Annotated in this window: 22 protein-coding genes and 1 tRNA gene; 11 read left to right on the plus strand and 12 right to left on the minus strand. The window is 37.6% G+C overall.

Translation table 11 applies throughout. From position 1 onward, the window contains the following. Both serB and Q0W25_RS07080 read right to left on the minus strand, forming a co-directional pair. On the minus strand, positions 1 to 1363 hold a 1363-nt coding region (gene serB / locus Q0W25_RS07075; RefSeq protein WP_367270528.1), incomplete at its 3' end, for a phosphoserine phosphatase SerB. Between the two features lie 12 nt (positions 1364 to 1375). Then, positions 1376 to 1921 carry a TATA-box-binding protein gene (locus Q0W25_RS07080; RefSeq protein ID WP_298520625.1) on the minus strand — a complete coding sequence of 182 codons (546 nt, stop codon included), beginning with the start codon at positions 1919 to 1921 and terminating at the stop codon, positions 1376 to 1378. Positions 1922 to 2489: 568 nt separating this feature from the next. On the opposite strand from Q0W25_RS07080, the gene cyaB reads away from it, so the two are divergent. The 5 genes from cyaB to fen are packed head-to-tail and all read left to right on the plus strand — an operon-like array spanning position 2490 to position 7082. Next, the gene (gene cyaB, locus Q0W25_RS07085; RefSeq protein WP_298520627.1) at positions 2490 to 3035 is read left to right on the plus strand and encodes a class IV adenylate cyclase; all 546 of its coding nucleotides are present in this window, start codon (positions 2490 to 2492) and stop codon (positions 3033 to 3035) included. A gap of 50 nt (positions 3036 to 3085) precedes the next feature. Then, complete coding sequence (locus tag Q0W25_RS07090; RefSeq protein WP_298520629.1) at positions 3086 to 4255, plus strand: homocitrate synthase family protein; 1170 nt, start codon at positions 3086 to 3088, stop codon at positions 4253 to 4255. Between the two features lie 6 nt (positions 4256 to 4261). Next, a complete protein-coding gene (hacA, locus tag Q0W25_RS07095; protein ID WP_298520631.1) occupies positions 4262 to 5515 on the plus strand; it encodes a homoaconitase large subunit in 1254 nt (417 codons plus the stop codon). Positions 5516 to 5524: 9 nt separating this feature from the next. Then, positions 5525 to 6088, plus strand: coding sequence for a chorismate pyruvate-lyase family protein (locus Q0W25_RS07100; RefSeq protein WP_297828053.1), 564 nt, complete (start codon positions 5525 to 5527; stop codon positions 6086 to 6088). A 10-nt stretch (positions 6089 to 6098) separates the two neighbouring features. Further along, positions 6099 to 7082, plus strand: a complete 984-nt coding sequence (gene fen / locus Q0W25_RS07105) for a flap endonuclease-1 (RefSeq protein ID WP_298520633.1) — start codon at positions 6099 to 6101, stop codon at positions 7080 to 7082. Positions 7083 to 7095: 13 nt separating this feature from the next. Here fen and Q0W25_RS07110 read toward each other — a convergent pair whose 3' ends face one another. Further along, positions 7096 to 7746: a DUF2119 domain-containing protein gene (locus Q0W25_RS07110; protein WP_298520635.1), complete on the minus strand. Its 651-nt coding sequence runs from the start codon at positions 7744 to 7746 to the stop codon at positions 7096 to 7098. A gap of 25 nt (positions 7747 to 7771) precedes the next feature. Next, complete coding sequence (locus Q0W25_RS07115) at positions 7772 to 9022, minus strand: adenosylhomocysteinase (RefSeq protein ID WP_298520638.1); 1251 nt, start codon at positions 9020 to 9022, stop codon at positions 7772 to 7774. Between the two features lie 242 nt (positions 9023 to 9264). On the opposite strand from Q0W25_RS07115, the gene Q0W25_RS07120 reads away from it, so the two are divergent. The 6 genes from Q0W25_RS07120 to Q0W25_RS07145 all read left to right on the plus strand — a co-directional run bounded on the left by Q0W25_RS07120 (position 9265) and on the right by Q0W25_RS07145 (position 15575). Continuing rightward, positions 9265 to 9903 carry a hypothetical protein gene (locus Q0W25_RS07120; protein ID WP_298520641.1) on the plus strand — a complete coding sequence of 213 codons (639 nt, stop codon included), beginning with the start codon at positions 9265 to 9267 and terminating at the stop codon, positions 9901 to 9903. 162 nt (positions 9904 to 10065) lie between these two features. Beyond that, positions 10066 to 10175 (plus strand) — tRNA-Met (locus Q0W25_RS07125). A 106-nt stretch (positions 10176 to 10281) separates the two neighbouring features. Then, positions 10282 to 11448 carry an aldo/keto reductase gene (locus Q0W25_RS07130; RefSeq protein WP_298520644.1) on the plus strand — a complete coding sequence of 389 codons (1167 nt, stop codon included), beginning with the start codon at positions 10282 to 10284 and terminating at the stop codon, positions 11446 to 11448. A 9-nt stretch (positions 11449 to 11457) separates the two neighbouring features. Next, positions 11458 to 12198 carry a HesA/MoeB/ThiF family protein gene (locus Q0W25_RS07135; RefSeq protein ID WP_298520646.1) on the plus strand — a complete coding sequence of 247 codons (741 nt, stop codon included), beginning with the start codon at positions 11458 to 11460 and terminating at the stop codon, positions 12196 to 12198. Between the two features lie 237 nt (positions 12199 to 12435). Next, positions 12436 to 13806 (plus strand): type I glutamate--ammonia ligase, encoded by a 1371-nt coding sequence (glnA, locus tag Q0W25_RS07140; RefSeq protein ID WP_367270529.1) that lies wholly within the window; start codon positions 12436 to 12438, stop codon positions 13804 to 13806. A gap of 86 nt (positions 13807 to 13892) precedes the next feature. After that, the gene (locus Q0W25_RS07145) at positions 13893 to 15575 is read left to right on the plus strand and encodes a DUF128 domain-containing protein (RefSeq protein ID WP_298520652.1); all 1683 of its coding nucleotides are present in this window, start codon (positions 13893 to 13895) and stop codon (positions 15573 to 15575) included. Here the strand turns inward: Q0W25_RS07145 and Q0W25_RS07150 are convergent, their stop codons facing one another. The 8 genes from Q0W25_RS07150 to Q0W25_RS07185 all read right to left on the minus strand — a co-directional run. Next, a complete protein-coding gene (locus Q0W25_RS07150; protein WP_298520655.1) occupies positions 15576 to 15866 on the minus strand; it encodes a DUF2097 domain-containing protein in 291 nt (96 codons plus the stop codon). Between the two features lie 125 nt (positions 15867 to 15991). Further along, entirely contained in the window at positions 15992 to 16282 is a 291-nt protein-coding gene (locus tag Q0W25_RS07155; protein WP_298520657.1) for a DUF2097 domain-containing protein, read from the minus strand. Positions 16283 to 16330: 48 nt separating this feature from the next. After that, positions 16331 to 17206: a formylmethanofuran dehydrogenase subunit C gene (locus tag Q0W25_RS07160; protein ID WP_298520660.1), complete on the minus strand. Its 876-nt coding sequence runs from the start codon at positions 17204 to 17206 to the stop codon at positions 16331 to 16333. A 2-nt stretch (positions 17207 to 17208) separates the two neighbouring features. Then, positions 17209 to 18927 carry a formylmethanofuran dehydrogenase subunit A gene (locus tag Q0W25_RS07165; RefSeq protein ID WP_298520669.1) on the minus strand — a complete coding sequence of 573 codons (1719 nt, stop codon included), beginning with the start codon at positions 18925 to 18927 and terminating at the stop codon, positions 17209 to 17211. A gap of 7 nt (positions 18928 to 18934) precedes the next feature. Beyond that, the gene (locus Q0W25_RS07170; RefSeq protein WP_298520662.1) at positions 18935 to 20311 is read right to left on the minus strand and encodes a formylmethanofuran dehydrogenase subunit B; all 1377 of its coding nucleotides are present in this window, start codon (positions 20309 to 20311) and stop codon (positions 18935 to 18937) included. Beyond that, a complete protein-coding gene (locus tag Q0W25_RS07175) occupies positions 20301 to 20870 on the minus strand; it encodes a molybdopterin dinucleotide binding domain-containing protein (protein ID WP_292845856.1) in 570 nt (189 codons plus the stop codon). Before Q0W25_RS07175 ends, Q0W25_RS07170 begins: the two co-directional genes overlap by 11 nt. Positions 20871 to 20882: 12 nt before the next feature. Continuing rightward, positions 20883 to 21113, minus strand: a complete 231-nt coding sequence (locus tag Q0W25_RS07180) for a 4Fe-4S binding protein (protein WP_297828338.1) — start codon at positions 21111 to 21113, stop codon at positions 20883 to 20885. An 8-nt stretch (positions 21114 to 21121) separates the two neighbouring features. Beyond that, positions 21122 to 21845, minus strand: a 724-nt coding sequence (locus tag Q0W25_RS07185; RefSeq protein ID WP_298520666.1) for a 4Fe-4S binding protein, incomplete at its 5' end; no start/stop codon positions are given.

Below are 21845 nucleotides of genomic sequence, written 5' to 3' on the forward strand. Positions count from 1 at the left end.
CGTCAGCTGCGGTTCTGATATCATCGGTTTTTCTGAAGTAGGTGAGCATTTCTTCGTGAGCAGCTTGTGCTTTTTCGGAAAGTTCGATAACTTTTTCGTGTTCTTCTTCAGATAATTTTTTGAGCTCTTGAGCTTCAGATTTAACGGATTCATCTTCATGAATTTCCATTAACTGTTTTCTTAAATCGTTTGCATTTTTAACAAGTTGATTTTCTTTTTTGATGTCTAAAACGCGAGTTTCAATGATTTTATCAATCTTTTTGATTTCATTTTCTATTTTGATTTTATCGCGTTTACCGGAAGACCATTCGAGATTTTTAATCTTGTTATTAGCTTCGTTACGAGCTTTTTTAGCAGCTTCAACAGCTTTGTTGATTTCATTACGCTCGTTTCTGTATTCAATAGCTTTGTTTAAGTTTTCTTTTAAAGATGCGTTCAATTCATCACGAATCTTACGTTGTTCTTTAGCTATTTTGTTGAATTCTTCCCTTTCATCAGCTACTTTAGCGATTTCAGCTTCTTTTTCATCTTTTTGTTTTCTTACACCTTCCATGGTGTCAGCTAAAACAAAGTTAGATACAGGGAGACCTTTATCTTTTTTAGATTTAGGTTTTTTCTCTTCTTTAGCTTCTTCAGCAGCCTCTTCTTCAGGAGATTCTTCTTCAACAGCATCTTCAGCTACTTCTTCTTCAGGAGATTCTTCTACAGTTTCAGTTTCAGCATCATCAGTGGTTAATTGATTAAGGATTTCATCTAAGACTTTGCATAAGTCTTTTTCTTCTACTACTACATCAGCAATTTCTTTTACGGAATCTTTTGCGTTGAAAGCAATTCCGCAACCTGCTGATTCAATCATGGAAATGTCGTTAGCGCCATCTCCAACAGCAACTACTTCATCCAAAGTAATTCCTAATTTTTCAACATGGTCGTTTAATACATCTAATTTTGTACCAGATACTAAAGGACCAGTCACTTCACCAGTTAATTTACCATCTTCGACTGAGAAACTGTTAGTGTAAACTGCGTCAACTCCGAGTTTTTCATTCACTTTATCAGCCACTACATCAAAACTACCACTAATGATAGCTACATTTACATCTTTATCTTTTAGACAATTGATGGTTTTGCAAGCTCCAGGCATCAATGGAAGTTCTTCAGCAACTTTTTCGACATCTTCAATGGAAGTGCCTTCAAGAAGTTGAACTCTGTCTTTAATAGAAGTTTCAAAGTCAATTTCACCTTGCATAGCTTTTTCAGTTATTGCAGCTATGTCCTCTTCAACATTTGCTAATTTTCCTATCTCATCTATCGCTTCACCATCAATAATAACGTTATCTAAGTCAAATACTACAAGTTTAATCAATAATACCACCAATTATATTAAATCTAGCTCACTTAATCTATCGTAAGCTCTTTCGACACCGAGTTTGGCGTCGCTTTTTGTTTTTGCTCCAGTACATACAACTTTACCGGAACCGAATAATAATAAAACCACTTTAGGGTCTGATAATCTATATACTAAACCAGGGAATTGTTCTGGTTCGTATTCAGTGTCTTCAAGTTCTAAAGCCACTGCTTCTAAATTTAATGTGGATTCTAAGTTTGCAGAAGCCACGATGTTTTGAATTTTAATTTCGAATTCTTCGGGAATGTCAGTGTCGACAGTCCTCATCAAATCGACAGTCTTCTTGATTGCCAATTTGGAATCGTCTATAGATTTTGCTCCAGTACAAACAAGCTTACCAGAGCTAAAGATTAATGCTGCTGTTTTGGGATCTTTAAGTTTAAATACTAATCCCGGAAACTGTTCACGATTAAAATTAACCCCTTCTAAAGCTTGGGACACTTCAGTAAGAACTATGTCTTTACCAATGCTTGCAGAAGCAACAATGTTTTCAATTTTAATTTCAACATCGGTCAATTTAAAACCTCCAATTTATTTTTCAAAAGTAGTGAGTAAAATTTAAGAAAACAAAAAATTGAGTTAAATTTTTACTATATTAAGTATTTCATTTAAATACTATATAAAGGTATGTTTATTTAAAACATATTATGAAATTTTAAAAAAAATTAAAAATATTAAATTTTTGAAATAAGTTTTTATTTATAAAGGAATTTCGAAACACTATATAGAAACTACCCCTTTATAAAGTTTACTAATTTTTAGTATTACTTTATAAAAAACAACTAATGAAAATAATTTTTAATAAAAAAAATTTCTAAAACTTATTTAAATTGCAAAACTGCAATTGAAAGCAAGTGAAATGAACATCAATTGAACATTTGTTGATGGATTTTGAAATGTTTTTATATAAGTAAATCCTTCATGATAACAAAAAACAAGATGATGCAATAATCAATTAAAAGATATGCAAAATATTTAATTTAAATTTGAACCTATGATAATAATCAAATTGAAATTTTGACTAAATTATTAAATAATATCTGTCACCTAAAATATTAACAATGAACTGAACTTAATGATGCCTATGATAGAAGTTGAAGTGAAAGCCAAGATAGATAGCTTTGAAGAAATGGAAAAGGAACTCGAAAAAATCGGTGCTGAAAAAAGCAAAATGGAATTTCAAGAGGACATCTACTTTAACAGTCCCGTTGTGGATTTTGCACAAACCGATGAGGCCCTAAGAATCAGAACAACAAAAGAAAATGACAACACCAACATTTTCATTACATACAAAGGACCTAAAATAGATTCCAAATCAAAAACCAGAAAAGAGATTGAAATGGGAATCGATGACGGCAAAAAATGTGCAGACATATTTGAGGAGATCGGATTCAAAAAGGTCAGGGCCGTCAGAAAGAACAGACAGTACTATTCTTATGAAAATTTTGAAATATCCCTTGATGATATCGAAGGACTGGACCCCTATATGGAAATAGAAATAGTTTTGAACGACGGTGAGGACTACAATGAAGCGCAGGAAAAAATCTTTAAACTTTTCGAAAGATTGGGCATTACTGACGGCTTTGAAAGAACATCATATCTGGAGCTATTAGAAAACTTATATAAATAAAAACATTACTTATATTTATATATTAAATTAATTTTTAAGAAGTGATTATATTGCAATATTTTATAAGTCATTATAATAAAGAGTCTGAATTAACATTTCCTGATGACATTACAATTTATGACACTACTTTAAGAGATGGAGAACAAACCCCTGGCGTTTGTTTCAGTTTTGAAGAAAAATTAGAGATTGCAAGAAAACTTGATCAATTTAAGATTCACCAAATTGAAGCGGGTTTTCCGATAGTTTCTGAAAAAGAAAAAGAAAGCGTTAAGGCAATTGCCAACGAAGGGCTCGATGCCACAATTCTCGGATTGACTAGAACTAAACCGGAAGATATTGATGCGGCACTTGACTGTGACGTGGATGGGGTCATTACCTTTGTCGGAACATCCGACATCCATTTAGACCACAAGATGCACATCACCAGACAGGATGCAATAAACCTATGTGAAAGTGCAGTTGACTATGCTAAGGACCACGGCTTGTTTGTGGCGTTTTCAGCAGAAGATGCAACAAGAACAGACATCGAATTTTTAAAACGCATCTACAGCAAAGCTCAAGAGTGTGGAGCAGACAGGGTTCACATTGCAGATACTACCGGAGCAATCACTCCGCAAGGAATCAAATATCTTGTAGAAGAGCTTGTCAAGGATATCGACATAGATATTGCAGTTCATTTGCACAATGATTTCGGATTGGCTGTAATCAACTCAATTACAGGAGTATTGGCTGGTGCTAAAGCCGTTTCAACAACCGTTAACGGTATCGGTGAAAGGGCAGGTAACGCATCACTTGAAGAGCTAATCATGGCAATGAAAATATTGTACGGAAAAGATTACGGCTTTAAAACAAAATACATCAAAGAACTGTCTGATTTAGTATCAAAAGCCAGTGGACTCCCAATCCCTTACAACAAACCTATTGTCGGAAACAACGTGTTCAGACACGAATCAGGAATTCACGTTGACGCAGTTATTGAAGAGCCGTTATGCTACGAACCATACCTCCCTGAATTGGTCGGACAGAAAAGGCAGCTTGTTTTAGGTAAACATTCCGGATGCAGAGCAGTTAGAGCAAAATTAAATGAATGTGAACTTGACGTAAGCGATGAAGAGCTCATTGAAATCGTAAGACAAGTTAAAAAATCAAGGGAAGAAGGTAAATACATTAACGATCAAGTGTTCAAGGACATCGTTAAAAAAATCAGCAAAAAGGAATAGATCCAAATGAACATTACTGAAAAAATTCTTTCTAAAAAAGCGGGCCACGAAGTGACACCCGGAGAAATCATTGAAATCCCGGTTGACCTCGCAATGTCCCACGATGGAACCAGCCCGCCAGCAATCAAAACCTTTGAAAAAGTGGCTGATAAGGTTTGGGACCCTGAAAAGATAGCAATCATCTTCGATCATAACGTCCCTGCAAACACCATCGGTTCAGCCGAATTTCAAAAAGTTTGCCGAGACTTTATTAAAACCCAAAACATTACCAAAAACTTCATACATGGCGAAGGAATCTGCCACCAGGTAGTTCCTGAAATGGGACTCGTTGAACCTGGAAAGGTCATTGTTGGTGCCGATTCACACACATGCACTTATGGTGCTTTCGGAGCATTTTCAACTGGTATGGGTGCAACAGACCTCGCAATGGTCTGGGCAACCGGAAAAACATGGTTCATGGTTCCTGAAGCAATCAAAATGACCGTTGAAGGAGAATTAAATCCTTATATTGCACCTAAAGACATCATACTAAATATTATAGGCAAAATTGGAATAGCCGGCGCCACTTACAAGACCGCCGAATTCTGCGGCGAAACAATCGAAAACATGGGCGTTGAAGGAAGGGCAACCATGTGCAATATGGCTATTGAAATGGGCGCAAAGAACGGTATAATGGAACCAAATCGCGAAGTCATCGATTACATCTGCCAAAGAACCGGCAAACAGGAATCAGAATTGAATATTGTCAGGTCTGATGCGGATGCAACATATGAAAAGGAAATGCACTTCGACATAACCGAAATGGAACCTCAAATCGCTTGTCCGAATGATGTGGACAACGTTAAAAACATTTCCGAAATTGAAGGAACCTCAATTGACCAGTGCCTGATCGGCTCATGCACCAACGGAAGATTATCCGACTTGAAAGATGCCGCTGAAATTCTTGAAAACAACAAGATTCACAATGACATCAGACTCTTAATACTCCCTGCTTCAAGGGAAATCTACCAACAAGCAATCCATTTAGGATACATCGACACATTCATTGATGCCGGAGCAATCATCTGCAATCCAGGATGCGGACCATGTCTTGGAGGACATATGGGAGTATTGAGCGAAGGGGAAAGCTGCATTTCAACAACAAACAGGAACTTCAAAGGAAGAATGGGAGATCCTGCTTCTTCAGTATACTTATCAAACTCCAAAGTTGTTGCTGCCTCAGCAATTACTGGAGTTATTACAAACCCTAAAGACTTATAAGTGATTAAAATGGCACAAGACAAAAATGAAGCGAACAAACGACTTATCGAAAAAATGACTGACCTCGAAGAGGACTACGGTCAGACTTTTTCAAACACACAAAAAATCCTATTAACTACAGACGGTTCAATCACTGCAATATTAGACGTCTTGTACGGAAAAATCAGTCTGGACACATTGGACCAGCACCTTGGAATCGCCAACGCAGACCAGGCAAAACTGGTCAACGTCAATGAGGGAGATGAAATCAACTTCAGGGAAGTTTTGATGCATAAAGGTGAACAGCCTTTAATTTATGCCATCTCACATGTTCCGTTAGGCAGATGCAGCAAGGAAATCTGTTCCGATTTGCTCAGAGCGGACATTCCAATCGGAAGAATTCTAAAGAATTATCATGTCGAATCAAGAAGGGAAGTCAACAACATCTTCATCGAAAAGCCGAACGACAAATTGAAAGAGCTCTTCAACACCGATGAGGACTTCCTTGCCCGTGACTATGTAATCATCAACAACGATGAAATATTAATGTGGATTAAGGAAATGTTTCCTGTAAGCTATTTCGCAGAAATTTAAGGTGAATCAAATGGGTGTTAAACTAAAAGACATTATTGAACCAAAAGAAATTACTTTTAAAGATTTGGAAGGTAGAAGCGTATCTATTGATGCATTCAATACACTTTATCAATTTTTAGCAACAATAAGGCAAAGAGATGGAAGGCCGTTAACCGATGAAAACGGGAATGTGACTTCACACTTAAGCGGAATATTGTATAGAAACTCTTCAATGATTGAAAAGGATATCAAACCGATATATGTCTTTGACGGACAGGCACCCGAACTTAAAAGTGAAACCCAGGCAAAAAGAAGAGAAGTAAGAGAAGAGGCTGAAAAAATCTATAAGGACGCTTTGGCCAAGGGAGATACTGAAAAGGCACGCAAATTTGCAACGAGGTCTTCAAAGCTATCCCCCGAAATAATCGAATCTTCCAAAAAACTATTGACATTGATGGGAATACCATATATCGAAGCTAAAGGCGAAGGAGAAGCTCAGGCCGCATATCTTGTTCAAAAAGGAGACGCTTATGCTGTCGCTTCACAGGATTACGATTGCCTTTTGTTTGGAGCAAAAAGGGTTGTAAGAAACCTCGCAATCAGTTCAAATCTTGGAAAGCTCGAATATTATGAGCTTGACAGGGTCTTAAGAGAACTGAAGATTACAAGAGAAGAACTGATTGATATGGGAATCCTGATTGGAACCGATTTCAGCGAAGGCCTCAAAGGAGTTGGGGCAAAAACCGCGCTAAAACTGGCCCATAAAGGTCAACTGAAAGAGAAAATAGCTGAACTTCAAAAGGAATCTCCTCATAATCTGGATGAAGTCCGCGAAATATTCTTAAACCACAATGTGAATACTGATTATAAAATCAAATGGGAAAAGCCAAAGCAGGACAAGATAGTTGAATTCCTATGCTACGAACACGGATTTTCTGAAGACCGTGTTATGAAGGCTTCCGATAAACTGAAAAATCTAAACTCATCACAAGGCAGTCTTGACGCCTGGTTTTAGATAAAAATTATTTTTAATAAGGAGGGAAATCTTTCCCAAACACTTTTTCTGCATATTTTATGGCCAAGTCAACCTGCTCCCTATAATCCTTCATCATCTCTATTTCAAAATATTGTCTTGAGGGGGATTTTAAAATTAATTTCAAAAGCTTTTCATAGGTTTCAATGGCTGACTGCTTGTCGAAATCATATTTTTCAATAGTTTCCGAATTTAATTTTTCAATGCAGGGAAACTCCAATGTTTTGCATACCGTATCGGTTGAAAAATAAGTCATCCTGATTAAAGGGGAAACAGATGAAACCAGAATATGGTCCCCTAACTTAATTAACGGAGGAATTCCTGTTTTTTTGTATCTCTCCATGGAAGTCAGCTTTTCATAATTTTTTAGATTGTAACAGTGAAGCTCCGTGTAAAAATCAGGCTCGAAATATTCTATTAAATTCAAAATCTTCTGACCTATTTCAGATTCATAATATTCCTTTTTGATTGTTGAAACATATGGTGTTTTGTCGAAGTTATAAAAATAGAACTGGCCATTAGACAAATCCTCTTCCCTGATTCTTTTAATGAATTTCAAGGAGGTCCTGCCTTCATTTCCATGAATTCCGCCAACGAATAATTTTGTTGGGCCTTCACCATTGTCAATGTATCTGAAATAAGACATAAAAAATAAGAAAAAATGAAGGAATTTATGTTCCTTCCTGCCAATTTGACATGTAAGCTTTTTGTTTGTCTGTTAATGAGTCGATTTCAATGCCCATAGCATCCAATTTCATGGAAGCCACATTGTAATCGATTTCATCAGGCGCTTTTGTCACGCCAACAGGCAAATCGTTTTCAAGGATGTGTTTTGCAGATAATGCCTGAACGGCAAAACTCATGTCCATGATTTCAGCAGGGTGGCCTTGTCCACGTGCTGCTGATAAGTTCACTAAACGGCCGTCAGCTAAAAGGTAAAGTTTGCGTCCGTCTTTGGTTGTGAACTCTTCAATACTTTCACGAACTTCTTTTACTTCAGTGGAAATGGCTTCCAAATCAGGACGGTTGATTTCCACATTGAAGTGACCTGAGTTTGCAAGCATACATCCGTCTTTCATGTATTTGAAGTCATCACCGGAGATGATATCTGCATTACCTGTTACGGTAATAATCAAATCTGATTGTTTTACAGCTTCACGGATGGTCATTACCCTGTATCCATCCATTCTTGCTTCAAGCGCTCTGATTGGATCGACTTCAGTTACAATAACATCCGCACCAAGACCTGCTGCCCTTAAGGCCAATCCACGACCGCACCATCCGTATCCGCATACGGTTACGGTTTTTCCTGCGATTACCATGTTGGTGGTTCCCATGATTGCATCAAAACTTGACTGTCCGGTACCATATCTGTTGTCGAACAAGTATTTTGTGTATGCATCGTTTACTGCAATTACCGGGAATTTCAATGCTCCGTCTGCGTGCATTGCCTGCAGTCTGTGCACACCTGTTGTGGTTTCTTCACAAGCCCCCTTGATGTGGCTTAACAATTCTTTTCTTTCGTTGTGAAGCACCATAATCATGTCTGCTCCGTCATCGATGATTATGTCTGGCTTGTGGTCAAGAACCATATTGATAGTTTGGTAGTATTCCTCATCGTCCTGTTCTCTCCATCCGTAGACGTTCAATCCCAAATCAGCCGCTCCTGCAACTGCATCGTCATGAGTGGATAATGGGTTGCAGCCGGTCATTGCGACTTCCGCTCCACCAGCCATCAATGTCAAACCTAAGTTGATTGTTTTTGGTTCCAAGTGTAAACATGATCCTATTGTTATTCCTTTGAATGGTTGTGTTTCTAAGTATTCTTGCTTGATGTGTTCCAAAACAGGCATGTGTTTTTGAACCCATTCTATTTTCCTTACACCTTCCGGCGCTAAAGACATGTCTTTAACTTTACTCATAAAATAATCTCCTACTTACTGAATATTATTAATATATATCTCATGACTTTTAAAATTTTACGGGAAACTTTTTTCGACCCAAGCACTTCAATACCATTAAAAAGTGATTATATTGAAGATGAAAAAATATTATCTGATATGAAACAACCTATTGAAATGTTCAGTCTAAAAAAAATGCACTAGGCACAATAGCAAGTTATAAATAATATCATGTTTAAAAAAATAGATTAAGGGGTGAAACAATGAATAAAAAAATAATCCTTGCAATTTTAGCTGTTTTAATTGTTGCTATTGCTGCTTTTGCGATGTTTTCACAACAGGCCTCAACATTAACAACAGCATCCGACAAAATGAATACTGAATTAGACATACTAACTGACAATACACTAAGTAATGGTAATCAGATACAATTCCAACTTAAAGAAAAAAATGGAAGTGCAATAGCTGGTGAAAAAGTTAAAATCGGATTTACTAATAATAATGGTGCTCTTGAAACATTTGAAGTAGTTACTAACTCAGAGGGTAAAGGTGCACTCGTATTAGAAAATGAAGCTGTTGGAGACCATGAACTCACATTAGCTTATGACGGAAACGACAAATACAATGGATGTGCCATAAAACTAACCATAACAGTTGCTGATTCTTCAAACGATGATTCAAAAGCTATTTCTGATGACAACTCTGCAAATTCAAATGACCCTTCACAAAACCACGACCTGCCTGATAATCCGGAACACTGGAACTATGATAATGAAACCGGCCAGTATTATCTTGACGACGGTACAATCGTAGGAGACAGCCAATGGGCTGGAACTAGCATATATGAGTTAAGAAAATTATTTGAAGAAGGTAACGGCGACCCTTTCGCAAATATTTCATAAGAGGGAAATCCCTCTTTCCTTATTTTTTTACAGCTATAATCAATAGCTTAAAACATACACCATCTTGAATTTAAATTTTTAAAAAAGTACAGAAGCTCTCATAAACACCATCAAAAACAAAAACTATAAATGTAATGATTAAAATAAGTATATTTGTTAGATGCCGGGGTGGCTCAGCTGGTTAGAGCGCACGGCTCATAGGGTATTAAAGCAGTGCTCTGACTTATTCCTGGGATACCGTGAGATCGCGGGTTCGAATCCCGCCCCCGGCATCCTAAATCCCAGGAAAATCTATCTAACTACTTTTTTTAAAAATATTTACATAATGATAATTATTTTATACTTCTTTTAAACAATATACCAATTGAGGATTTGAAAATGTTATATAATGAACTTGGAAAGACTGGGCTGGAAGTTTCAAGATTAGGATTTGGAACCATGAGGCTTCCAACAATCAATTCCAATGCAGACATTGATGAAAGCGAAGCGTCTGCAATGCTTAAATACGGAATTGAAAATGGAATTAACATTATCGATACCGCTTTTCCATACCATAGCGTAGGAATCGACGGAAATGGAAACAGCGAAAGATTCGTTGGTGAATTTTTAAAGGAAAATGACTTGAGGGATGAAATCCTGCTACATACAAAATCACCGTCCTGGCTGATTGAGAAAAAAGAGGATTTCGATACCTACCTGGATTTGCAGCTTGAAAAGCTTCAAACAGATTACGTTGACATCTATTTATTGCATTCACTTACCGTGCCGGATTGGTATAAAGTAAAAGATCTGGAGGTTTTGGACTTTCTGGATGAATGCCTCAGCAGCGGCAAAGTGAAACATGTCGGTTTTTCATCACATATTGAGGTTGACTACTTGATTGAAATTCTGGACGAATATCCGAAATGGGAAGTGGTCATGACCCAGATGAACTACCTTGACGAATACTACCAATCAGGAGTCATGGGGCTCGACTACCTAAAAGAGGTCAAAGTCGGAAGCATGATTATGGAGCCTCTCAGAGGAGGCAGACTAGTTAACAATATCCCTGATGAAGTTCAAAAACTATGGGACATGGCCGAAACCAAAAGGACTCCTGTCGAATGGGCGTTACAATACCTTTGGAACAGGGATGATGTCGATTGCGTCTTCAGCGGAATGACAAGCTTGGAGCAAGTTAAACAAAACATCGAAATAGCTTCAACAATAGACAAAATCAGCCCATATGATCAGGAATTAATCAGGGAAGTTGCAAGAACATACAGGACATTTCTTGGAAACAGGTGCACAAGATGCGGCTACTGCATGCCTTGCCCTCATGGAGTGGATATTATAAACTGCCTGACCGAATACAACATCGCACACATGATGGGAGACCCTAAAGCCAGCGCAATGCAATACTTTACATTGATTGATGATGATTCAAGAGCGGACAGCTGTATTGACTGTAAGGAATGCCTTCCGTTCTGTACACAAATGATAGACATTCCAAAAGAACTTCAAAGAGTATACGAATACTTCGGCAGTGAATTTGATCATTTTTAAGTGAAAAAAATGTTGGAAAAAAACTACTGGGAAATGATGACACGTCAGCTCCCACTTGTAAGCAGAGAAGAACAGGAAAAGTTCAAAAACGCGAAAATAGCCGTCATCGGCTGCGGAGGAATTGGCGGAGAAGCCATTGAAATGCTTGCAAGAATGGGTGTTGGGGAACTTGTTCTGGTAGATGAGGATTCCTTTGATTTGACCAACCTCAACAGACAGACCCTGGCTACTTTTGACGACTTGGACATGGACAAGAGTGAAATTGCATCATCAAAGGTCAGTGCAATCAACCCTTACGTCAAAGTGACCAGCTACAGCGAACATGTGGGCCAGGACAATGTCGATAAGATTCTAGAGGGATGCAATGTCGTTGTCGATGCGCTTGACAATATTGCAACAAGAGTCATCGTGTCAAGAAAGGCCCGGGAAAATAGGATACCTTATATCCACGGTGCAATCCATGGGACTATGGGACAGGTCTGCGTATTCCTATCAAATACAAAAAGCTATGAAGAGATGTTTGGCCTTCCTTCACTTGGCAGGAAATTGACACATGAAGTCATAGAATCATTGAAAAGCGTTACTTCAGGAGTTCCACCGGCAATTGGACCTACTCCGAATTTGGTCGGTTGTCTTGAAGCCATGGAAGCCTTCAAAATCATTACAGGCATCGGCAAAGTTACCGTTGCCCCAAAAATTTTAACCTTCGATTTATTGGATTTTGCATCATTTAATATGGAAGAGATTTAAACAATGCACCAACATTTGACATGTTTTTTATTCATTTTTATACAATTGCATATTCTTTTTTAAAATCAATAGGGAAATGGCCATTAAAAAAAATAAATGTTAGCCATTCATATACTAAAAATTACATAATACATAGTATATTACAATTACAAAAGATTTATATACTATTGGGTGGAAATATATTTCCAAGGTAGGAAGATACTTTCCGACTATCTTACTTGACTCAATATTAGAATATTGGAGCTTGATTCTATGAGTGACATTAATGAAGAGAAAATGCAAAATGTAATCGAACAAATGAAAGAGGATAACATCAAATTTATCCGTCTACAGTTTGTCGATATAAATGGTACAGTAAAAAATATCGTTATTCCATTCAATGAAGAGGATATGGAAGAATTATTTAACGAAGGAATGTTGTTTGACGGATCATCAATTGCAGGATTCGTTGGAATTAATGAAAGTGACTTAGTTTTAAAACCAGATATTAACACTTATTCAAGATTATCCTGGAGACCAGAGGAATCCGCTGTATGTAGATTCATCTGTGACGTATGGACTCCTGAAAAAGAACCATTCGTTGGAGACCCAAGAAGCGTTCTTAAAAAATCCCTTGCAAAAATCGGAAAAATGGGATTACAATACAATATCGGTCCTGAACCAGAATTTTTCATTGTAGACATTGACGAAAACGGATATCCAATGCCATACGATGAAGCAGGCTACTTCGATGTAGAACCATTAGACAAAGGACCAGATTTCAGAAGAGAATTGACCTTAAACCTAGAGGAATTAGACTTTGAAGTAGAAGCTTCTCACCACGAAGTGGCTCCAGGTCAAAACGAAATCGCATTCAAATTTAAAGATGCACTTAAAACTGCAGACGCAGTAATCACATTCAAACAGGCTATCAAAGCTATCGTAGACAACATGGCTACATTCGATCAAATGGATTACAGAGTAACCTTTATGCCAAAACCATTCTTCGGCGTGAACGGAAGTGGTATGCACTGTCACCAATCCATATTCAAAGGTGACAAAAACTTGTTCTCAGATCCTGATTCAGATACAGGACTGTCCCAAGATGCCCTTTACTTTATGGGAGGATTATTGAAACATGCTCCCGCAGTAACCGCAATTACTAACCCTATTGTAAATTCATACAAACGTTTAGTGCCAGGTTATGAAGCTCCAGTATACAGAGCATACGGACTTAAGAACAGATCTGCATTAATCAGAGTTCCTGCAGCTCGTGGAAAAGCAACCCGTATCGAATACAGATCTCCAGACCCTGCATGTAACCCTTACTTAGCATTTGCAGTGATGCTGGAAGCAGGTATTGACGGTATCCAAAACAAAATCGATCCTGGTGACCCTATCGAAGAAAACATCTACACCATGACCGAAGAAGAAAGAGAAGCAAAAGGAATTAAAGTATTGCCATCAAGTTTATGGGAAGCTTACCATTCCCTTGAAGAGGATCCACTCATATTAGGAGCTTTAGGAGACCACATTTCACAGAAATTCCTGGAACTCAAATATCAAGAATGGGACGAATACCGTGTCCAAGTATTTGGATACGAACAAAGAAAATATTTAGATATCTAAATCTAAATATTATTTTTTTATTTTTTGAATGTAATGATAACTAATGATTAATTATGATTAGATTTAAGGAATAATGGGGCTTATTTATGTCTGAATCTGAATACAGAATGATTGAAATTTTAAGGATATTGAATGCTCAGGACAAGCCTACAGGTTCAAAGCTGATAGCTGATGAACTGAAAAACAAAGGGTTTAACCTGGGTGAGCGTGCCGTAAGATATCACATGCAAATCTTGGATGAAAAAGGTTACACAGAAAGAATGGGATATTCCGGAAGGCGAATTACGGAACTCGGCCGCGAAAAGCTGGAGAAAGGTTTGGTATATGATCAGGTTGATTTCATTCATTCAAAATTTGAAGAAATGATATATTTAACTGACTTCAACTATATCGAGCAAAAAGGAAATGTGGTTGTCAATACATCAACCGTTTATAATGAAGAATCAATTAATTTAATGAAAAGTGTTTTTGAAAGTGGCCTTTCTGTTAGTCCTTACGTTAATATAAATCATCTTAGAAACAATGCCGGAATTGAAGTGACAACTTTATGCGGAACAACCATTGACGGGATACTTCTCAATGAGGGAATACCATCACAACCCCAATACGGCGGCCTTCTAAAGATTGAAGATTCAGTCCCAATCAAGTTCACCGATTTGATATCATACAAGAAGACATCACTAACACCTCTCGATGCGTTTTCAACATCAGGATTGACTTCAGTGCTTGATGTTGTCGAAAGCGGAAGCGGAATAATCCCTGCAAACTTCAGGCTGATTCCTGGCATCGGCAGGGAAAAAGCCATCGAGATACTTAATAAGTTAAACAAAATAGGAATTGGCGGAGTAATCGACATATCTGAAGAAGGAAAAGACATGTTGGGCATTCCTGTCCCTGACGGAATGGTTGGAATAGCTATCGTAGGTGGAATAACACCATTCTGTGCAATCAAGGAACTGGATGAAAAGATAAACATCAAGATAGCTGAGGAAATTGAGGATTTCGAAAAATTGACTCCTATCACAACAACAATCCGCCATACATTGAAGCCGGCAATACATAATCCTCAGCCAAAAATACCGTTCCTGCTTTCAAAATCATGGAATCTGATTCAGCAGGTTAACTTTGATGTTGAAAAAAGAAAAGGAAACATCATCTCAAACGTTTCATATGTCTCCAAAGACGACTTGGACGAGTCAGTGAAAATCATGGAAGATGCATTCAACAACAATCCAAAATACATCAATCCATACTACAAGATTATTGAACACCCAACAGATGATTCAAAAGCCGGAATCTGTACAATATGCAGTCTGAGCATTGATGGAATCCTGATAAACAATGGAATAATGTGCAATCCGAAATATGGTGGCCTGCTTGAATTGACCGAACCTCCATTATTCATCGATTTGATATCCTACAACGGAACAACAATCGATCCTCACAAGGTATTCCTGTCAAAAAACATGACCTCAATAACAGGAAATGTGGGGCCTAACAAGATATTGGCCAGTGTAAAAGAAGTCCCATATATTGCGCGCGAATATGCCGTTTATTTATTGGATATCTTAAATAATATAGGATTTTCAATATATAAAATAGGAAAACCAAGGGAACTGGTCTATAACGCAAAGGCAGATAACTATAACTTCGGCGTTATCAGCGGTGGTGGACTCAATTCCATCGGCGCAATAAAAGAAAAAGGCATTGACATTGAAGTTAAAGCCATTGAAAAATTAATTCCTTTTGAAAAAATGGATAGGTTGTAACTAGGATACAGTTACATATACCTCTTCACCATTTTTTGGTTTGTGGATAAATTCTATGATGTCATCCTGCAACTCGTAAATATCTATTTCTACTGTGGAGCCCAATTGGCTTTGGTCTAGAGAAACAAGCATTTTAAATCCGGGTTCTCCGAAATATTCTGAAAAGTCCATGTTGAGGACTTCCCCTTCTGCAAAAATCCTGTTATATGAAATTTCAATATCGTCATGGATTTTGACATTTTCTTTTAAATAATTTACAGCTTCTTGTGTTGTTAACTCCAGTTCTTTCATGGTAACCAACTCCAGATTAAAATATAGTTATAGCTGCTGATATATAAATGTTTGTATATTTACGAACAAAATTATCCTTCAGTGAAAAATCCTAAATAAAAAAGACAAATATAAAAAAAGAGGGTTTAAAGAATCTCAATAATGAGCTCTTTTTCATCAGTGATATGGCGCAATTCTATTAAATCATCAGCTATCTCTTTAAAGTCAATTTCAACAGACTGATTTAAGATTTCACCATTCAATTGCAGTCCTACCCTAAGACCTTCAGCGGTTTCTTCATCTTCTTCAGTTATTCCTAAAACTTCACCCGGTGCATAAATACGGTTGTAGGAAACTTCTAAAATATCTTTAACCTTAACGTTGTTTCTGATGTATTCTATTGCATCATCACAAGTCATTTGGATTTCTTCTACCATTTTATCGCCTAGTTATCTATTAAAAAAAAAGAAAAAAGAAAGTAGGAATTATAAATTCCTATATTCTCTAATTGAAGTATATTCGTCGTCGAGTTCTCCGTATGAAGATAATTTTTCTTTGTTTGCTTCAGCACCTAAGTATAAATTACCTTTACCGTTGAGACCAATATCTCCAGTATATTTAATGTATTTACCTTTGAAAGTGGTTCCTTCAACTTCAGGATCTACGACAATACCGTCAAGAACGAATCCTTCGAGTAATCTTCCGAGGAATCCGTGGATAACAATGTTACCGTTTTTCATTTGACCGCCAGGCCAACGGTTTACGTCACCGTCAATTTCAATAAGACCTTTGGTCATGTGAATACCAGCTAAGATATCACAGTTACCTTTAACGTGAATTCTACCACCAGTTAAACATTCACCACATTGTTTTCCAGCGTTACCGCCGACAACGATTTGTCCACCGGTCATACCTCTCCATTCACCAATGTAGGAAGCACCAGTAAATTCTTTGGTGTTTCCTTCAATTTCAAGGTATCCACCAGACATTTCTCTTCCAGCGTGAGCAGCTGCATCACCTTTAACGAGAATGGATCCACCAGACATTTCAGCACCTACGTGTAAATCTACACTGCTGTTACATACGATGTTTCCACCGCTCATTTTACAACCGATGTATTTTACTCTGTTTAAATCACCGTTGAGAATCATTTCTACTTCATCAGGTCCGTTAGCTTCTCCTTCTACAGTAATGTCGAAGAAGTCAGTAATTGGGAATCTTGAGTTTCCGATAGGGACTTGATATTTTGCGAAATCAGCTTCAGTCCATGAATAAATTTCATCTGGAATTAATTCATCAAATTCTAAAGCAATTGAAGAAGTTTTTATTTGATCAAATGTTATTGTTTTCAAATTAAACACCCCTATTTACCATCAACATCTATTCTAATTGGGTTGGATACGTAGTGGTCGTGTACTGGGTAGTTTTCCCATTTGACTGAGTAGTATTGAGTGAAGAACGGCATAATGTTGTTGATAACTTTTTCTTCGTTTTTCTCCCATCCTTGTACGTTAACCCAAATGTTTTGACTTTCTTTAACTTTTACAATTTCTTTGTCCTTAATTAAGATTTGACCATCTTTAATAGTGTAATCAGCAACATTGAAACCTTTTTCGATTTCAGCGTATTGTCTGGATGGGTCAATATCATTAGGATTTATGTCGTATACTGCAATGTCTGCTCTGTAACCAGGAGTAAGTGCACCTCTGTCGGTGAATCCGTAGATTTTAGCAGGAGCAGCTCTGGAAATAGTTGCAATATCGTAGAAATCGTATTCTCTGTCGAGAGTTGCAAGGGTAGTTCTTTTTTCTGCCCATTTGTGAACTTCACCAGTTTCAATCATTTCCATTCTTCTGGTATTACTCATCAACCAGGAGATGATTCTAGGATATCTGATGAAAGGACCTGCGTTAGGGTGGTCAGTAGTTAAACATACTTTCCATGGGTCGTCAATGTGTAAGAACAATTCAAGACCGATAGCCCATTGTAAGGTACTTACTGGAGTTCTTCCGGAGTAAATACATGGGATAATACCTGCTGCAGTTTCACATTCAATGTCTTTGTTAGCCCATTTTAAACCAGATAATTTGAATAAGTCGTATTCCATAGGAGCGTCTGCAGTCATTGTGGTGGTTTCATCTAAAGTTACTTGACCTACGTCACAGGTAATGTGATCGTTTTTGTTAATGTATTTAGCAACTTCTTCAGCACCGGATGCTGCATCCTTCCAGCTGTTACCAGTGTAAGAGTGGAATTGTAAGTGACATACGTGCATTACTTGGTCTCTTATTTCAGCTGCTTTGGAACCTTTTTTAACGTCTTTAACAGCTTCCATAGTTTCAATGGTTGTTGGTACGTTACCAGGGTGTCCTAAATCGTTAGGGTGAATGTGGATAGAGTGAGGTAAGTTTAACATTTCGTTAGCTTTTGCTAAAGCAACAACAACTTCTTTTGAAGTTACGTCGAAGTATGGTGCTTTGTCGTTAACACCGTGTACGTTCATACCCCAACCCCATGCTTCACTTCCACATGGGTTTACGATTTTGATTCCGTAACCTTTGGTAATTTTTAACCATGCAGCTACAAATGCTGCGATGTCTTCAATATTATTATCTTTTGCGTATTCCATTACGAACCAGTTGTTACCGAATAACGGCATAGCTGGAATATCGATTTGTGGAATGGTTGCAATTTCTTCGTGAGTGTGTTTTGCTTCAAGAGGAGGCATAGCTGCTTCAACAACAGTACCATAACCTAATCTTGAGTATCTGTAACCAGTTGCAGGACAACTTGGAATGGAGAAACCAGATTCTGGTCTTAAAACTTTAGTTTTTTGAGTAACACCTCTTCTGGAATCTTCAGGTCTGTATAATCTTCCTACAACTAATTTTGGACCTGCAATGTGTGCGTGAGGGTCAACACCTGCTGGCATGACTATTTTATCGGTAACGTCTAAGACTGTAGCATCAGCAGATACGTTATCTACAATAATACCATCTTTAAACATAACGTCCATCTTTTCCCCGTTAACTTCATTAGCTGGGTCGTAGACAATACCATTTTTAAGAATATATTCCATTATATCACCTTTAGAGTGCATTTGGATTTGGCACATATTTTGGAAGTGCGTTTGGCTCTTCTCTGAGTTTCATTACTCTTTCTTTCAATTCACGGACAATCCATTCGTCATCACGACAAGTTTCAGGTTTGTCAATAGCTTTCTTCATGTAAATAGGAACTCCATCCATACGATAACTGGTACCGCCACATTCTACAGCAATGAATGAACCAGGCAATACTACGTCAGCGAGTTCGGTAGATGGACCCCAGTGAATATCGATTTGAATAACAGGAATGTTAGCTAAGTGTTGGTTTGCTCCGTTAGGGAAGTGAGCACCAGGGTCAGCTGCAATAACCATGAAACAATCTGGTTCTTTCCTTACTAATAAATCGATAGTGTTGGTTTCACCCATCATATATCTTGGGTAACCTCTACAGTAGTCAACACCGAAAGCAAATCCACATTCGAATGCCATGAAAATGTTGAATCCGTTTACGTTAAAGTGACCTCTCATTGGAGTAAGACCCCATTTACTGTATTTGTTTAAGTCTTGTACCATTTTAATTGCAATATCAATGTTTCTTTGTTTTGATAATGTGTGGGTTAAACCTAAACCGAAGAAGAGAACACCGAATTCTGCGTTTTTCATTTCTTCTGCTAATTCGTAAATGTCTTCTTTAGGAATTCCAGAAATTACGTCTTGGTATAATTCTTTTCCTCTGAGAACTGCTCTAATAGCGTTGTAGAAACCGTAATCTCCGTTTTGTTCAAATCCAATCCATTTGTCTGAACATTTTGCGGTATCTGAGAATTTTGGATCCATAGTAACAACGGTTCTGTCGAATCTTCCTCTTTGTCTGAAGTATCCACGACAGAATACAGCGTATCTTGCCATGTGTCTTGGGTGAGAGTTCATAGCGTTACTTCCAGAGTAAACAATCATGTCAGCTCTGTTTTGCACTTCACCTAAGGTTTGGATAGGGTAACCTGCGTTTTGTACAGCTTGTAAGGAAGGACCGTGACAGATAGTAGCTTGGTTGTCTAATACTGCACCGATGTATTCACCTAATTGTACTCCTTCTTTCATACATTCAGTAGAAGTTTCAGACCAACCGTAGAATACAGGTCTGATAGAGTTAGCAATATATTCAGCAGCTTTGTCTAAAGCGGTGTCCCAATCTACTTCTTTGAGTTCTCCGTTTTCATCCCTAATCATTGGAACAAGTAATCTTTGATCCATATCTTCCATAATTTTACTTGCACCTAATCTGCATGCGTGTCTTACAGCAACAACGTGACCGTTTTTGACTAAGTAGTCTAAGTCGTCACAGTTACAACCACAGAATGCACAGGTACAGTTTTCAACAATGTGATCATAATCAGTTACAGGTGGTTCATAAGTCATGGTCAATCAACTCCTCCCATTTACGTCCGTGATAAACAGGTAATTCACCTAAAGATTCCATGTTTTCAACAACATCGTCATCTTCTTCATCAACGTATTTTTTGTATACCCATCTCATTAAGTCAGCCATGAGTAATACTTTTCTGTCTGTTTTTTCAACAGTGCATCTAATTCCTTTGTAGGTAGGGTCAGAACAACAGTAAGTGTCGTGACTTACAATAGTGTTAGCCCATGGACCTTTACAAATGAATACGGTACCTTCGTGAGGTGCGTCTCTTGATACTGCACAGTTTACAACTACTTCACCGAAATCGGTTTTTACAAGTACAGTATCCCAGTTGTTTACACCTAATTTTGCCATATCTCTAGGATCCATGTAACAAGTACCTGAAGCGTTTTTGTACTCTTGTTTTAAGGTGGATCCTCTTTTTTTACAAGCACCTTGGTAGATGTCAGAACCGGTGTTTAACATACATTTTAAAACATCAGTTGTTCCTTCACCAGTAATTTTTACATCAGGCACTACAGGTTTTTCTAAATAAGTATTAGCATAATGCATATAATAATCCCCCTATTCTAACCATATAGCATTTACTGGGCAAAACATTTGACATGTTCCACATTTTTCACATTTTTCAGGACTGAAAAGTTTGATAAAACCGTTTTCTACCATCATAACAACTTCTTCAGTCTTAGCACCATTACCACCAGCGTTTTCTGGACTGATAGCAGCATTTACAGGACAAGCAATTACACAAATCCCGCATCCTAAACAATTATCTTGATTAACTTTAAGTTCCATCTAATCACCTAGTCTTTAATAGCGTCTAAAGCTTCATTCCAAGTAGCTGAGTTTGTAGGAGTGTGGTCAACTGCAGTTCTTTCTACAGTAATTGCACCGTTAGGACATGCTTTTGCACATGCTTTACAACGTACACAGTATTCGTCATAAGCAATAACATGTTCCATTCTGGAACCAGGGCCGGTTGATACTGGGAATGCTAAAGCATTACATTGACAGATATCTACACAAGCACCACAAGCTTGACATTTATCGTCGTCTACTACGATACTACCTTCGAATGGTTTTTTAACTTTTGCTGCATCAGTAGGACATACACCTTCACACCAGCCACAGTAGACACAAAGGTCTGGGTCAATGACTGAGTTACCGGTAACTACAGCGTTAGCAGGGTCTAAATCATATTCTCCGTAAGAACAGGATCTACATACAGCTTTGATTGCATCTTTAGGACATGCTTTTTTACATACAAGACAGTAAACACATTTATCTTTGTCGATGACAATGGATTCTTTTCCAGTTTCTTTATCAACAACGATTGCTTCTGCTGGACATAATTCTTCACATACACCACAGTAGATACATTCATCTTCTTCTACTGAGATTTCACCAGTCACTAAGTCTGCACGGTTTGGTAAAATTCTTTCAATGACAATTGCATCACGAGGACATGCAATTTCACATCTTTTACAGTAGATACATTCATCATCATCGATTTCTGAGAAAGCGTTG

Source organism: uncultured Methanobrevibacter sp. (genome assembly GCF_947166415.1).
Lineage (GTDB): Archaea > Methanobacteriota > Methanobacteria > Methanobacteriales > Methanobacteriaceae > Methanocatella.

What these genes read in the sequence shown, in the direction of transcription:
- cyaB (WP_298520627.1), top strand. Translation starts at nt 2,490, where the DNA reads ATGATAGAAGTTGAAGTGAAAGCCAAGATAGATAGCTTTGAAGAAATG.
- hacA (WP_298520631.1), top strand. Translation starts at nt 4,262, where the DNA reads ATGAACATTACTGAAAAAATTCTTTCTAAAAAAGCGGGCCACGAAGTG.
- Q0W25_RS07100 (WP_297828053.1), top strand. Translation starts at nt 5,525, where the DNA reads ATGGCACAAGACAAAAATGAAGCGAACAAACGACTTATCGAAAAAATG.
- fen (WP_298520633.1), top strand. Translation starts at nt 6,099, where the DNA reads ATGGGTGTTAAACTAAAAGACATTATTGAACCAAAAGAAATTACTTTT.
- Q0W25_RS07110 (WP_298520635.1), bottom strand. Translation starts at nt 7,746, where the DNA reads ATGTCTTATTTCAGATACATTGACAATGGTGAAGGCCCAACAAAATTA.
- Q0W25_RS07115 (WP_298520638.1), bottom strand. Translation starts at nt 9,022, where the DNA reads ATGAGTAAAGTTAAAGACATGTCTTTAGCGCCGGAAGGTGTAAGGAAA.
- Q0W25_RS07120 (WP_298520641.1), top strand. Translation starts at nt 9,265, where the DNA reads ATGAATAAAAAAATAATCCTTGCAATTTTAGCTGTTTTAATTGTTGCT.
- Q0W25_RS07130 (WP_298520644.1), top strand. Translation starts at nt 10,282, where the DNA reads ATGTTATATAATGAACTTGGAAAGACTGGGCTGGAAGTTTCAAGATTA.
- Q0W25_RS07135 (WP_298520646.1), top strand. Translation starts at nt 11,458, where the DNA reads ATGTTGGAAAAAAACTACTGGGAAATGATGACACGTCAGCTCCCACTT.
- Q0W25_RS07145 (WP_298520652.1), top strand. Translation starts at nt 13,893, where the DNA reads ATGTCTGAATCTGAATACAGAATGATTGAAATTTTAAGGATATTGAAT.
- Q0W25_RS07150 (WP_298520655.1), bottom strand. Translation starts at nt 15,866, where the DNA reads ATGAAAGAACTGGAGTTAACAACACAAGAAGCTGTAAATTATTTAAAA.
- Q0W25_RS07155 (WP_298520657.1), bottom strand. Translation starts at nt 16,282, where the DNA reads ATGGTAGAAGAAATCCAAATGACTTGTGATGATGCAATAGAATACATC.
- Q0W25_RS07170 (WP_298520662.1), bottom strand. Translation starts at nt 20,311, where the DNA reads ATGACTTATGAACCACCTGTAACTGATTATGATCACATTGTTGAAAAC.
- Q0W25_RS07175 (WP_292845856.1), bottom strand. Translation starts at nt 20,870, where the DNA reads ATGCATTATGCTAATACTTATTTAGAAAAACCTGTAGTGCCTGATGTA.
- Q0W25_RS07180 (WP_297828338.1), bottom strand. Translation starts at nt 21,113, where the DNA reads ATGGAACTTAAAGTTAATCAAGATAATTGTTTAGGATGCGGGATTTGT.